Source organism: Microcoleus sp. LAD1_D3 (genome assembly GCF_036702135.1).
GTDB lineage: Bacteria > Cyanobacteriota > Cyanobacteriia > Cyanobacteriales > Microcoleaceae > Microcoleus.
In genome coordinates, this window is record NZ_JAUBSB010000022.1 from 1 (window position 1) to 14,205 (window position 14,205).

Genomic DNA, 14,205 nt, shown 5'->3' on the forward strand with positions numbered 1-14,205 from the left:
TTTGGTTTGTAAGGCAATTATCTATGTATATCTTGCCTTACAGATTTTTTTTTGCTCACTTTTTCAGTGCCATTGGATTAAAGTCCTCACTACAAACCAACGTGATTGTTGTCGTTCGAGGGGACATAATGTTATATCGTTTCCGGTTGCACGAGCGAGATAATATAGAGGACACCGCAGTGCCGTTTCCCTACCCGGATTAATTGTAGGGAAACGGCACTGCGCCGTCTCGAAAGCTGTGGGTAATATTAATTCCCAGGCTACCGGATTTGATACTAATACCAATTTCAATCATTTCTGGGTAAAAACTTTTTTGTAGGGTTTCGTTCCACTGGCAAAACCTACTATTACATTGTTTATTGAAATTGATATTACGCAATAGCATCCGAACTGGCAAGAGTCTCGAATTGCGCCAATAGCATGGCATCACCATTATTTGGAGTTCCAAAAATTTTAGGTAACTGACCTGTTTCAGCGAGAACTTGTCTCACTTCTCGGTTAGATACATCGGCTAGATTTTTGTTATTTAGAATGGCATTAACCGCAGCGATACCCACACCTTGACCAACTGCGGCGTTGAATTCAACAATTCTGCCGACAGAACAGGCAAACCCTTCAAATCCAGAACAGGGACTGACCACTGCCAGGTTAGGAACGTTTTTAATTAATGCGTGACGGATGCCAACATTAAAGATAGGGTGTTTAAAACTCAGACTTTTAAACCATCCTAGACGAGTTGCTTTATCGCGAATACCCTGGATGCCTCCCCGTACATCAAAATGATAGCTAAATGTTGCCAGCGCTTCATTAGCAGGTACGCCACCTAACAGCATTTGTGCGCCCGTTAAAGGTTCTACCACTCCTGTCACATTGCCAGCGTGTCTGATATAAAGTTCTGATGCGTAAGTAACAGAAGTAGCCCCCAAACTCTTCAGCCAAGTTGTAACAAATAACATCTCTCTTTGCATATTAGCCGTGGGTTTGCTCCCGCTTCTGGCTAATGCTTCTGCTTCGCTGGCGGTGACGGCAAATAAAAGCGCATTCCACGAAAGTCTGTCATTTGGAAGTACGGCTATATTTCCCTCATCTAAAATTACGCCCGTTTCAGAAAAAGATAGTTTTCTTCCTCTAAAGGAGTGGTAAGCTACAGACAGAGCCGGCGAGCGAACATCGATGTAATCGTTACCCGCCCACAGAGTTTTGAGATTGCCTTTAGTGTCCCTCATTTCCCGCCGGAGTTCTTCGGCTAGTTGGGTATCCTTGTCGGCCGCGTACAGCAAAAATTTTTGACTCTCTGAATCGGCCAGGTTTGTGAAGCGTTTTAGATAAATGTAATCGAGTTCTTTCAGTGCTCTTGCACTGAGTCCTTGGGTTTCAAAAACGAGGGTGACTGGAAGTTCAGAGTTAGGCAGACCAAATGTTTCAAATCCCTTCAGCTTTCTCACACCGGCAGCTTGAGCTAATTCGGCATTGACCGTGGCATCAATAAATTGCTTGCCGGCATAAACTACGCCTTGAGAGGTGGTTATACTGGCAATTTTTTGACCTTCTTTAGTGACTGATTTAATTTCTACTTTGCTGAGGATATCTGCCCCAGCTTTTATCAGCATTTCTTTCAGCGCTGCACTGGCTTTGCCGGGGTCAAGTGCAATTGCCTTAACGCCGGATTTTTGTAAGAATTCTTTATAGATTGTCGCCGGTGAACCAAAGGTATCTAACTTTAAAGATTGTTGAAGTTCTTCACTAATCTGACTTCTATCTAAATAAGCAAGACCGCCTCTTACCAAATGTCCGCCAATTCCTTCTTGCAAGCTTCCTTTAGACATCAGTAGAATTCGCGGATAACGCTTTGTGCGGCGAAGATATTCTCTGGAGGCAGAGATAACAGCTAGAACTCCTGGAACTTCATCACCAAAACAGATGACATCGTAAGAACGCAGATCCATGACCATTATTTAATAACCTCTCCTGATTTTCATTTTTTCGAGCTGGAACTCAATGTTTGCCGTCCAATTGTCTGTTTTTCCCAAATCTAGCTCGATCTTTCCTGATTTTTGCGATAAATATTCACATATTTCTGGACGCAGCAACCGGGTTTTTTCCAGAAAATCCTCCCTTGAGGACGATCGATCTCGGTTGAAAAACCCGGTTTCTGAGCGTCTAGAGTCGGTCAGTCTGGTACTCTTGATTGCCATCAGCCCAGATTATCAGGATCTATCCCCAACTCCCGCAATCGCTGAGCTAGTCGATCGGAACGTTGGGCCAATCGATCGGCGCGCTGTGATTCCTGTTGGGCGAGTTGCGCTGATTCTTTCACCTTTTCTTCAGGAGTCAGATAACGTTTTCCATCGGCATCATACCAATACAACCACTCCCTTGTCACCCCAGAATAATTTCCCTTTTCACAACCAATCCCCAAACCAATCTCTGGCATCCAAACTGGATGTCCGGGCTGTAATTCGTACTTCCCATTGACTAACTTATGTACTTCTAAACGGGGTTTACGGCGGCGGCGGGAAGAATAAATGACGTAATAAAGTACGCCTAAAGCTTGATATTCCTCCAACTTTGCGGTGTATTCTTTTCGATAATTTGGGGAAACTACTTCCAGCACAAAAGTTGGCAGAACATTTTCATCCCACAGCACGTAACTGGGACGCAATTCTTCATCATAAAACCTTTCTACACCTAAACTCAAGAAAGCATCGGGCACAATGGCAGGTTTGTCGGGGTGATAATAGATACCCATATCTATGCCAAAAAACCAGTCCATGCGTTCTGCCCAAAGTATGAGCAATATTGCTTTTAGCAATCCTGGTATTAATTCTTGCAGTTCGTTATCCACAGGCGTTTCATCAGAGTCGGGTAGTTCATCGGCTGAGGGCCAGTGCCTCGGAAATTTGTAATCTAACATGGCTGCTTTCCTCAAAACTCACTAACATTATACCTTTGATTTGTTTGACAATAGTATTTATTGAACGAACCGCGAAGACGCGAAGGAAGATAAGAGAAGATGAGAGGTAATTTTGACTTAGTTAATCTGAAGTAATTTTTGTAAAAGATTTGCTGAGACTTACGCGATCGACTAAACTATGTCTAACCAGTCGGTTCTAATGGGGAGCAGCCGTTAGAGGAAACGGGGAAAGTTCGGTGCAAGTCCGGCGCTGTCCCGCAACTGTAATGAGAGTTTTGTCGCTTTCTGAGTCAGGATGCCCGCCGATGTGTTAGTTTACATAGTCTCATCTGCGAGGTTCAGTGTGAAGGCCAAAAATCGGAAATTGGTCAGCTTGGGATTGATGGCTGGCTTGAGTTGTTATATTGTCCTGGGATCGGCAACGCCCGCCGCAGCTATGCACATTTCGGAAGGTTTTTTGCCGGTGCAATGGGCTGCATTTTGGTGGATGGTGGCGTTGCCTTTTTTTGCAGTAGGTTTGCGCTCAATTACTCGCATTACAAAAGAACACCCGGAACTTAAACTATTGCTAGCTTTAGCCGGTGCGTTTACTTTTGTGCTTTCTGCTTTAAAAATTCCCTCGGTAACGGGGAGTTGTTCTCACCCAACGGGTACCGGTTTGGGTGCGATTTTATTCGGCCCTTCGGTGATGGCGGTACTGGGGGCTTTAGTTTTGTTGTTTCAAACGTTACTGTTAGCGCATGGCGGCTTGACAACGCTGGGAGCGAATATGTTTTCGATGGCGATTGTTGGCCCTTTCGCTGCGTATTTTATCTATCAATTGCTGTTGCGAACTGGTAGCCAGCGGGCAGCAATTTTTTGTGCGGCGGCTTTGGCAGATTTGCTGACTTATGTGACGACTTCGATTCAATTAGCGTTAGCTTTTCCGGCAGCAAGTGGCGGTTTTATGGCTTCGTTTCTCAAGTTTGCTGGCATCTTTGCTATCACTCAATTACCCCTAGCCATCAGTGAGGGATTGCTGACTCTATTGGTCTGGAATTGGCTGCATTCTTACGGGAAGCAGGAGTTAGAAACTTTGAAATTATTGAGGCAGGAGTCATAAGCCGTGAATCAAAAACCTACAAAAAATCACCAATCTACTTCGCGGGAAAATTGGCTGTTGGCTGGCGCTGTGATTGTTCTGGCAGCGTTTCCTCTCGTTTTTGTGCGGGGTGAATACGGCGGTTCAGATGACGAAGCTAAGAAAGCAATTACGGAAATTCAACCGGGTTATAAACCTTGGTTTAATCATTTGTTTGAACCCGCTAGCAGCGAAATTTCAAGTCTATTGTTTGCGTCTCAAGCGGCGATGGGGGCTGGCGTAGTTGGGTACGTCATTGGGTTGTATAAAGGCCGATCGCAATCTCGGCAGCAATCGGATCGTAAATCGTCGGAATGAACCATCAGATTGATAGTCTGGCTTATACAAATCGCTTGCGGGGGTTGCCGCCATCTCACAAGTTATCCTTTGCGATCGCCCTTTTAATTCTGTCTCTAGTTTCTGGGGCGATCGTCCAATTGTCGATCGCCCTTTGGTTAGCAGTCTGGATCGTCGTCTATGCGGGTATTCCGGGGAAACTGTATTTGCGGTTGCTGTCGCTACCGTTGATGTTTTTGCTGACAAGTTTGCCTGCTTTGGCGATGGGTGCGGTTGAGTTAAGTCACATCCAGGAAATTCAGTGGGATATTTGGCAAGGTTGGGGGATTAGCATCGGCACTTTTTATCTGTATGTGAGCCGCACTGGAATATATCAAGTGAGCTTGCTATTGGCCCGCGCCTTCGCATCCACAAGCTGTATGTATTTCATCCTCTTGACGGTTCCATTTACAGAAATCTTGCAGATTCTCAGACAATTACGCTGTCCAGAGTTAGTCACAGAACTGCTATTACTAATGTATCGGTTTATTTTTAACTTATTGGCGATCGCCGATGAACTTTGGATTGCTCAAAACTCGCGTTGTGGCTATCGCACTTGGAAGCGAGGAATGCACAGTTTAGGCATTTTAATCGGGCAATTGCTTCAGCGAACTTTGGAAAACTACCGTCAAGTATCGCTGAGTTTAGCGTCGCGCGGCTTTAATGGAGAACTGCGCGTTTGGAATTCTTACCCTTACAAACCTTCGCGAAGATATACATTGGAAGCTGTGTTTGGCTGTACGGTTTTAACTTTGTTAAGCGCGGTATTTCAACGCTAAATTTATTGTTAGTCCTGGACAATGGGAACCGAGAAACAGTTTTTTTTACCGAATGTGCTAGCTGTACCACGTCTTTTCATAAAAAAAACCCCGGTTTCTTTGGTCGGAGTGGGTAAGTCCTGCATTATATTCACGATTAGCGACGGTGGCGGTGGTTAATATCAACGAGACTTACGCATCACAAGCAAAGAAACCGGGTTTTTACTGAATCTGCGGGTTGTAACCAAGTATTCTCGCCCAAAACCCGGTTTCTGACTACCTGCGCGTCCAGGGCTATTGTTGATAATTCTCGTATTCTCGTTAGTTTAGCGGGCCGGATTTGAATCAGGGCGATCGCACATTTCCAAGTTCCCGATAATTCACTTGACGACAATATAATTTTTTATTACTCACAGTTGGGGCGGGGATAGTTAGTTTTGACATACTCTTTTAGTACGGGTGCAAGGGTAAAAAATGTGCGATCGCCTTCCGGGATTTTTTCAACAAATGAACGCCGTCCCAAGGATTGCATCACTTTCAAAAATTGCGATCGAGACAATTGCAGATTCTCTGGCACTTTTGAGATGGAAACTGGCGCGGTTTCACTCGCTAGCCATGACATTACCTGTTTTTCTGACTCGGATAAGCGATTAAATGGCTTATCCAGTAATAATTCTAAATCACCTAAAAATAGTTTATCCTCAGACAAAAATTCAGATATGCTGCCGTTAAATAAATCTTGAATCATTGTCGCAACTATTTTTAACCACAAGGGATTGCCTCTGTATTGTTCAATTAGTTCTGACCATTCTTGATGTTCAGCTAAACCTTTTTCTCTGATAATTTCCCCCGCTGCCGCACCTAAACCATTGAGTTGTAATGAGCGAATTGGCTGATTTTCGCCTTCTAATGCGGCGATTTCTCTGGGTTTTTCCGAACCTATCAGGATTAAGCAACTGTTGTGAGATAATTCTCCTACCTGTCTGAAGAGTGTGCCGTAATCTTCATATCCAGGTTTGTAATTACCAGCGAGTTGTCCGCTGCTATTTACCATTTGTACGTCATCGAGTATCAGCAGACAGCGGTATTTTTGCAAGTAGTTCAGTAGGGGCAATCCCCCCGTGGTTGCCCCATTCTCTGGGACAACCACGCCGTCGGCATTTGGGGCGGGTACGGGGGCACCGCCCCTACAGAAGAATTGAATTATATTTGTTTGAAGTATGGACAGGGATGGAGATGTGGCGAGACTTCGCCAGATGACGAAATCAAATTCATCTTTGATTTGTTGGACAAGTTGTGCGGCGAGTGCGGTTTTGCCAATGCCGACTATGCCTAGTATGGCGATGAGGCGGGTGTTTTCGTGGAGAATCCACTGTTTGAGGGTGGTGAGTTCGGATGTGCGATCATATAAAATGCTAGACTTAGGCATTTCAGCTAAGAATTGACGCACTTTGGGTTCAGTGTTGCCTTTGTTTAGAACTTCTTCCTCAATTGGTGAGTTGGGTACTTTTGGGGAATGTGAATTATTTTCACAGACGTTGACGTTACCAATGTGTACAAAATCTTTATAGAAGTTCCCGAAACTTGAGAATTTTATTCGCTCGAATGTGACTCTAAAATTTGATTTATTGACTTCTTCGCCTAATACTTCTGATAGTAGCTGCCATAGTTCAGAAGCAATATCTTTAATGTGACCTTCACTACAGTGAGATTCATCTGCTATTTTTGAGTATTTCTGGCCTTGCAAAGTTCCCCGCAGTATCACCTCTTGCAGATTGTCTAAGTGTTTTCCCGTATTGATAAAAACTAGGTCGTCGGCAAGTTTTAAGACTTCTTGAACGTCCATAGGTCGGGTTAATGCTGGGGTTTTGCCTATTATATCCTACTCGATCCGACTTTTTCCGACCCGATCGAGTTTGTCCAGCTTTTTCTGGCGTGGGTAAATGGCAAATGATATAAAAGTGCTTACTTTATCCGACTTTTTCCGACTGGACAAGACTGAGATTTTAGAGTCACAATCATATTTAAGAGGCACTATTATAGCTTTCCCATAGGAAAAAAATGACTACACAAGCATTATCCCTCCCCCAAGCAAACTTAGAAATGGTTCTCTGGCAAGTAGATGCCGATTCAATGAGTAGTAGCGATTTGTATGTCTGGTTAAATGATCTCGGCTTGCCCCACGAAGTCACCATCAGATTGCACGAGTTGGCTACCTACACGAAAAAATCTGGTAACAAAGTTTTGGCTGTAGGGAAAATTATTCTGCTCAAAATTATCGAGTTTGTCAAAGCACATCCTAATTTAGCTACGGGCATTGCTCTAGGAGTTGCTGTGGGACTATTGGTACGTTCAGTACCAGTTATCGGCCCAGTGTTAGCGCCATTGGCAGCAGTGCTAGGTATAACTGTTGGTGCGATCGCTGGACATAGACTAGATCAAGGCTACCGTCAAGTAGATGGGATAGTTGGAGTAGCACAAGACATTATTGAACTCGCCAAATTGTTTTTTCAACTACTGATTGATGTTTTCAATGCAGTTTTTATCAACGTTATCACTGCTTAAATAAGAAAATTTGAAACAATCAGGAGGCTTAATATGTCAGAAAATAAAACAACTCAGGAGCAAATCCTTAAAGCGATCGAGCAATTGGAAAAAAATCCAGATGATAAACTCGGAATTTTAGCTGATATTGGGATTGGTGTGGTAGGTGCTGGTGCTGCTGCGGGTGCTGTTGCGGCTTTCGGCGGTACATCCATATTATTTGGGCTAATAGCGGTTGCACCCCCAGTAGGATTGGTTGTTGGCGCTGCTGCATTAGGTGCAGCAGCTCTCGTTGGAGCAAAGAGGATCATCTTTGATGGCAATTTCAACGAAGGGAAAAAAGCAGAAATGCTCCAACAGTTAAAAGAACAGCTAAGAGAGGTTGAAGCAAAAGAAAGAGCATCTAAGGTTAGAGACAGTGACAAGACAAAATTTATCGTTTCCTTGAAAGAACCAGTTAGGCTTAATCTAATTACCCCTCAAAGGGATCAGGATTTAATGAGGGCTGTCGAAAGTGGTCAAATACCTATCACAGAGGCAATTAAGATGGTTCAGGCTATAGTTGAAGCAGCTAAACCCCAGTAGTCTTTTAAATCCATGAGCTGAAAATGCTAGACACAGGCTATGTTGCTCAGGTATTTCTGAGAATTGACTTAGCTGCTGAAAGAGCGATCGCCCTTCTATTATTGAGGTGTGATCGCTATTTTTTTGAGTATCACTAATTCTTTTTCTCCAACACCATAGGTAATTTTTACCGCTTTGACAACCATTAATAAGACAAGCTATAGTGAGTCGCCGCAAATCGGAGTGGGATATTTGGTATAACGAAAGAATCCCGATCGCCCTCCAATCATTTATCACAAATATGAGCATTAACGATAAACTTAAGAACCTACTGATGCAATTACGATCGCACTTCGAGCAACTCTACGGCGATCGCCTCACGCAAATGGTGCTCTATGGTTCCCAAGCGCGAGGGGACGCAGATCCCGACTCAGATATAGATGTTTTAGTAGTTCTGAAAGCGCCTGTTCAAGCGGGCGAAGAAATTGATAGAACTCTTCAGATTGTAGCAGATTTGTCGCTCCAAAATGATGAAGTGATTAGCTGCCAGTTTATGAATGAAGAAAAATTCACTAATTATCAAAGCCCTTTGCTCAGAAATATCCGTAAAGAGGGAATTTTAATATGACATCGGCTCAATTAAACTTACTAGCAAAAGCCCGTCAAAGCCTTTCAGCGGCTAAGTTAATATTAGATGGCGAATACCCGGATTATGCAGCCTCTCGCGCCTACTACACTATGTTTTATATCGCCGAAGCATTTTTAGAAGGTGAAGGACTATCTTTTTCTAAACATTCCGCAGTAATTAGTGCCTTTGGCCGAGAATTTGCTCGTACAGGAAGAGTTCCTGTTAAGTTTCACCAATACCTCATCAGAGCTCAGGAATTGCGAAATGCTGGAGATTACGGCGAACTTGATGCCGTTACGAGCGATCAAGCCGCAGAATCGATAGCCCAAGCTGAAGAATTTCTAGAATTAGCTGAAAATGCAATCGGCACTCTACCACCGCCCTAAAACAGTATACCGAAATCCCCGACTTGTTGAATAAGTCGGGGATATAAAACAAGAAAACAGGCCCTACTAATTAATGACTACCCGCTCCAGCCGCCCGTTTGAAAGCCTCATCCAACACTTCCGAAAGCGTCGGGTGAGTGTGCACTCGGAATGCTAAATTGTTAACAGAATCGCGCTGGGCGATCGCATTTGCCGCCTCCTGAATCAAATCCGCAGCGTGCAAACCGAAAATGTGAACTCCCAACAACTCCCCAGTATCTTTCCGGTAAATCACCTTAGCCATACCGTCGGTTTCACCCTCCGCAATAGCCTTAGAATTTCCCTTAAAATAACTCTTGACAGAACCGACCTCAAACCCTTCAGTTTTTCCTAACTCCTTCGCCGCAGGTTCAGTCATCCCCACATAGCTAATTTCCGGATGAGTAAACGCCGCCGCCGGGATACTCAAATAGTCAACTTCGCGGGCACGACCACAAATATTTTCTACTGCGGCAATTCCCTGAGCAGACGCAGAATGCGCTAACATCATCTTGCCATTAACATCGCCGATCGCCCACAAATTTTGCACCGGTTCTCCCGCCGCCAAAACCTGCATTTTATCATTCACTGGGATATAACCGCGCATCGTTTCCACGCCAACAGTTTCTAATCCCAAATTCTTGCTCACAGGAACTCGGCCAGTTGCTACCAAACAAGCGTCAACTTCCAAAACTTCCACAACTTCCTTAGTTTTGAAATCAGCTAATTCAATAATTACTGGCGAACCGGGAATAATCTTCTTAGCCAACAACCCAACTTTTGTTTCAATATCGCGGGGTGCAATTAACACTCGTTCTGCTAACTTAGCAATATCCGGGTCAAAAGTCGGCATCAATTGATCTAGAGCTTCAATCATCGTAATTTCACAGCCCAGTGCGGTGTAAATATCGGAAAACTCCAAACCGATGTAACCGCTACCAATAATTGCAATCCATTTCGGTAGCGATTCCAACCTGACAGCATCGTCGCTGGTAAATACTGTTTTGCCGTCAATTTCTATCCCAGGGGGGACGAAAGGAATGGAACCGGGGGCGAGAATAATATCCTTGGCAGTAATCGTTTTCTCGCCTTTATCGGTTTCGATCGTAATTTTTTGAGAATCGGCGATTTTGCCCCAACCTTCGATCGTATCGACATTCAAACGTTTGAGGCTGTTGGTTAAGTCGCCGCGAAGTTTGCTAACAATAGTGTTAGCGTGATTTGCGATCGCCCCGCGATCGAAATCCACACTGCCCAATTGAATTCCCAAATTCTTCAGGTGGTGGGCATTCCGCAAATCTCGCACTCGCCCCGAAGCCGCCAACAGCGCCTTCGAGGGAATGCAGCCGCGGTTGACGCAAGTCCCCCCCATGTCCCCCGCTTCGATAATTGCCACTTTCAGCCCGCAGCTAACCGCGTGTATGGCCGCGCCGTGTCCGCCCACGCCAGCGCCGATAATTGCTAAATCGTAATCAAATCCCTGAGTCACCTTAAAATCTCCTAATGCCTTTGAAATCTTAGGACTCAAGCAAAAAACACCGTCTCTCCGTCCTTTCGAGGTGGCGCGTTGCCATCGCAACCCTTGAACAGCGGTAATAGTTGCATAAGTCCTGTCTCCTTATTCTCGACTAGACTAGGGTTAATTAGACAACGAAAGAGCCGTAACTGAGATTTTTTCAGGGTCGATGATTTTGAGCTGGGTCTACACAAAGTCTCAAATCACTCAGTAGGCGGGTGTACAGTTAAATACAGTTTGAAGGCTGACAAAGCCCGCAGCAGGTTTGAGATTGGGGCAGCAACTTGGGCCGCAGGCATTCCCACCGCCCGGTTAAATTTTGTCCCCCTGCTTGTTTTAGTCGGTTTTCATGTCTAATATCTGCACGCGCCGGGGCGGACAGAGTTTGTTGGCAACTTTTGGACTCTATGGAGTGGCTTATGACGGATGACGATGACCAGAAAGATTTACGCCGGGCCTCGGCTCAATCATTTTTTGAGTCCCTGGATGAATTGTTCGATTCTATAGAATCGAACAGCAGTCAAGCTGCACAACCTAAATCTCCACCGCCTCCGGCGAAGTCTTCGAGTCAGTCTTCGAGTCCGCCGAAGAAGACTAGACCTGCGAAAATTAATTTGTCGGATTTTGAAGATGCGATCGCCGATTTGGAACAGTTTATCCAGAGCAAACACCAGAAACGCCCGGAATCCAATCAATAGTGCGATGGCACATTTTCCAGTAATGACTGTTTACTGTTGACGGTTGACGGTTGACTGTTGACTGTTGACGGTTGACTGTTGACAAGCGAAAAATTTTAGACCGAAGTTCCAGCTCCCAGATTCATCTGTGGAGTCAATTTTTAAATCTAAAATCTAAAATCTAAAATCTAAAATCGACTGAATGTTAACGGTGTTTTCGGCTGAAGCTGCTTAGGTTGCACCCTACAATATATCCACAATTTGTTGAAGATTGCTTTACAAGAATCAAGCCACATAAATTATCTCAATTTACTATTAATAGCCTTGTTTTTAGGCTTTGACGGCTGCGGTAATTGCCTCGATCGCACTTCGATCGCCCGATCGCCGATCGCACTCAAAGGCAACTCCAATTCATCAAGATCATTGCGGAACTTGACCGGAATATCAGCACCGTTAATAATCGCTCCCAACAGCCGTGGCCCGGATTTATGCGACTCCTCATCCTCAGATTCCAGCAACTGATCTGCCGCCTCAGACAACATACTAGACAAAGTGTAACCAGGCCGCGCCACCAAAATCATACCGTCCGTGTACGGTTCCAGCGTCAGCGCGTCGTTGCACTCGCTCAAAGCCGGAGAATCCACAACCACAAAATCAAAGCGGTTGCGAACATCCTCAAACAATCTCCGCATTTCGCTTGATTCTAGTACGGCGGAGGCCTGTCGCAAAAAGCCGGGACTCGGCACAACGTATAGATTCTCTACCTCTGGAACCAAAAGAACGCACTCGCTAATATTGCCGTAATAGTGCAAAGGTTCCACCGTCGCCAGAGGATCAGCAGCAATTTTCAAAGATTCAACGTTAGAAGGCGATCGCAAATCTGCTTCAATTAGCAAAGTCCGTTTACCCGATCGAGCCGATGCAATTGCCAAATTGTAAGCACTAAAACTTTTCCCCTCCAAAGGCGCCGCCGAAGTCAACAACACCACCTTCACCGGTTTGTTCCCGATCCGGCGCAAATTAGTACGCAACCGCTCGTAAAATTCCAAATAGGGAGAATTTGCCTCCAGGGCCAGAGGCATTTCATCGGCGTAGGAATCAAACACCGTCACTTCAGGCAAAACTGCCAGTATCGGCACCTCTTTTTCCACCAAAGCCGCTCGCACTTCTTCCCAACTGTAAAACTTGCCGTTGAGCATCCCCAACAAAAATATCAACCCCCCGCCCAGCAGCAACCCCACAAATCCGCCCACCGCCAGCATCACGGGCAAACCTCTCTTGTTGGACTCAACGTCATCAGTTTGCGGCCATTGGGCGATTCTCAAACTCCCCGTTGTCTCAGCTACCGCCGCCTCAGCATCTACCAAAGCCGACAGCATCTTGTCGTAGAGAGCTTTTTTGAAAGCCACTTGCTGGGCCAAACGGGCTTGTTCTAACTGCTTGTTGGGGATTGTCGCGTGTTCCCGACGCAATAGCTGTTCAGTTTTCTCGATTCCTTGGAGTTGCTGTTGCGCCGCATCCCGCTGCGTTTGCAAAGCAATCAAAGTTTGGGCTAACTGCTGTCTGGCCGGATCTAAAGAAGAGTCTACCCGAATTCGATCGGCACTTCTGAGCGGAGCCGCCACCCCGTTACCGCCGAGTACCTCAGACTGGCGCTGCTGCAACTGCTGCTCAAAAGCAAGTTTTTGTTTAAGCAATTCTACAATTTTCGGGTGTTCCTCCTGCAAGTCGCTGCGGAGAATTTTGAGCTGAGATTCGATCGAAAACAATTGCACTCGCAGTTGGGCAATAATTGGATCGGCAGAGAGTGCTTGAGCGACGTAAGCTTGCTCCACATTCAATCCCAAGCGATCCTGCAAACTGTTAATTTGAGCTTCAATTCCTCCCAACTGCACGCGGAGTTGCCGCTGCTGCTGTTGGCTGCTGGTAATCGCTTGCGGCAAAGCACCGCTCTGAGCAGCTAAAATTGAAGTTCCTTCTCGTTTTTCGTAGGCTTCAAGTTTTGCTTCCGTCTCTCTGAGTTCCTGAGTTACTTTCGGCAAACGCTGGTTAATTTGGGTGATCGTTTCTCGCAGTCTAGAAGTATTAATATTTTTGCTGTGCTCCACCATTTCGTTCATCAGCGTCTTTACTACCGCTTCTGCTTGTTTACGATCGGCATTTTTGTACAATATTTGAATCAAAGCGCTGGGGTCATTATTCTTACTGGGCATCTTTACTTGCACATCTTTTACCAGCTTTTTAGCCAAAGCTTGTACTTTTTCTGCCGCTTCTTCTTGGTTTAATTTTTGTTCGGGTTTGATGAGTTTTACTGCTGCTGGTTCAACCACCCTTGTATCCAGCAGCATATCTTTAGTTATTTCTTGTCCTTCCTGTTGAATTTTAGTAGTAGTCGATGAAAAAATCACGCTCGGTCTGTCGTAGGCCAGCGTACCTATTGCAACGTAAACTGGCGCCGGCTTTGGCTGCAGGGCTACTACTCCCGACACCCCCACAGTCACCGCGAGAGTAGCCAGTCCCACCCACTTGTATTGGTCGAAAGCAATTAAATAACGTTTAACAACGGATAAAGTCATGACGATTTTAGATTTTAGATTTTAGATTTTAGATTGCTAATTGTTAACGATAACTAATGATTGCTGACAAATGATACCCATTTCCCCAAAAGCAGCCACTGTAGGTAAGTTATAAACGCATATCGCATAAGTCATTCCCATCGAAAATCGAAAATCGAAAATGGTATG

At 45.1% G+C, this 14,205-nt stretch carries 13 protein-coding genes and 1 riboswitch; of the genes, 8 read left to right on the top strand and 5 right to left on the bottom strand.

Annotated elements, in window-relative coordinates:
* Positions 1–371: 371 nt before the first annotated feature.
* Positions 372–1,952, bottom strand: a complete 1,581-nt coding sequence (locus tag QUA74_RS14715; protein WP_333330020.1) for an FAD-dependent oxidoreductase — start codon at positions 1,950–1,952, stop codon at positions 372–374.
* 242 nt (positions 1,953–2,194) lie between these two features.
* The gene (locus tag QUA74_RS14720) at positions 2,195–2,914 is read right to left on the bottom strand and encodes a Uma2 family endonuclease (protein WP_333330023.1); all 720 of its coding nucleotides are present in this window, start codon (positions 2,912–2,914) and stop codon (positions 2,195–2,197) included.
* Positions 2,915–3,088: 174 nt separating this feature from the next.
* Positions 3,089–3,235, top strand: a riboswitch (cobalamin riboswitch).
* Positions 3,236–3,296: 61 nt separating this feature from the next.
* On the opposite strand from QUA74_RS14720, the gene QUA74_RS14725 reads away from it, so the two are divergent.
* Genes QUA74_RS14725 through cbiQ form a run of 3 tightly spaced genes read left to right on the top strand, consistent with a single transcriptional unit; the run spans position 3,297 to position 5,149 of the window.
* Positions 3,297–4,016 (top strand): energy-coupling factor ABC transporter permease, encoded by a 720-nt coding sequence (locus tag QUA74_RS14725; protein ID WP_333330235.1) that lies wholly within the window; start codon positions 3,297–3,299, stop codon positions 4,014–4,016.
* Positions 4,017–4,019: 3 nt separating this feature from the next.
* Complete coding sequence (locus QUA74_RS14730; protein WP_333330026.1) at positions 4,020–4,352, top strand: energy-coupling factor ABC transporter substrate-binding protein; 333 nt, start codon at positions 4,020–4,022, stop codon at positions 4,350–4,352.
* Positions 4,349–5,149, top strand: a complete 801-nt coding sequence (cbiQ, locus tag QUA74_RS14735; RefSeq protein ID WP_333330029.1) for a cobalt ECF transporter T component CbiQ — start codon at positions 4,349–4,351, stop codon at positions 5,147–5,149. The genes QUA74_RS14730 and cbiQ overlap by 4 nt, the downstream gene beginning before the upstream one ends.
* A gap of 385 nt (positions 5,150–5,534) precedes the next feature.
* On the opposite strand, the gene QUA74_RS14740 is transcribed toward cbiQ, so the two are convergent.
* Entirely contained in the window at positions 5,535–6,974 is a 1,440-nt protein-coding gene (locus tag QUA74_RS14740) for an NB-ARC domain-containing protein (protein ID WP_333330032.1), read from the bottom strand.
* A 215-nt stretch (positions 6,975–7,189) separates the two neighbouring features.
* Between QUA74_RS14740 and QUA74_RS14745 the strand changes: the two genes are divergently transcribed.
* From QUA74_RS14745 to QUA74_RS14760, 4 genes are all read left to right on the top strand, one after another.
* Positions 7,190–7,693: a hypothetical protein gene (locus QUA74_RS14745; RefSeq protein ID WP_333330035.1), complete on the top strand. Its 504-nt coding sequence runs from the start codon at positions 7,190–7,192 to the stop codon at positions 7,691–7,693.
* A gap of 33 nt (positions 7,694–7,726) precedes the next feature.
* The gene (locus QUA74_RS14750; RefSeq protein ID WP_333330037.1) at positions 7,727–8,257 is read left to right on the top strand and encodes a hypothetical protein; all 531 of its coding nucleotides are present in this window, start codon (positions 7,727–7,729) and stop codon (positions 8,255–8,257) included.
* Between the two features lie 280 nt (positions 8,258–8,537).
* The gene (locus QUA74_RS14755; protein WP_333330040.1) at positions 8,538–8,864 is read left to right on the top strand and encodes a nucleotidyltransferase domain-containing protein; all 327 of its coding nucleotides are present in this window, start codon (positions 8,538–8,540) and stop codon (positions 8,862–8,864) included.
* Complete coding sequence (locus QUA74_RS14760) at positions 8,861–9,250, top strand: HEPN domain-containing protein (RefSeq protein WP_333330043.1); 390 nt, start codon at positions 8,861–8,863, stop codon at positions 9,248–9,250. Before QUA74_RS14755 ends, QUA74_RS14760 begins: the two co-directional genes overlap by 4 nt.
* A 70-nt stretch (positions 9,251–9,320) precedes the next feature.
* Here QUA74_RS14760 and lpdA read toward each other — a convergent pair whose 3' ends face one another.
* On the bottom strand, positions 9,321–10,757 hold the full coding sequence (gene lpdA, locus QUA74_RS14765) for a dihydrolipoyl dehydrogenase (RefSeq protein WP_333330047.1): 1,437 nt from the start codon (positions 10,755–10,757) through the stop codon (positions 9,321–9,323).
* Positions 10,758–11,203: 446 nt separating this feature from the next.
* Between lpdA and QUA74_RS14770 the strand changes: the two genes are divergently transcribed.
* Positions 11,204–11,482 (top strand): hypothetical protein, encoded by a 279-nt coding sequence (locus QUA74_RS14770; RefSeq protein WP_333330050.1) that lies wholly within the window; start codon positions 11,204–11,206, stop codon positions 11,480–11,482.
* A 278-nt stretch (positions 11,483–11,760) separates the two neighbouring features.
* Here QUA74_RS14770 and QUA74_RS14775 read toward each other — a convergent pair whose 3' ends face one another.
* Complete coding sequence (locus QUA74_RS14775; RefSeq protein WP_333330052.1) at positions 11,761–14,037, bottom strand: lipopolysaccharide biosynthesis; 2,277 nt, start codon at positions 14,035–14,037, stop codon at positions 11,761–11,763.
* Positions 14,038–14,205 lie beyond the last annotated feature (168 nt).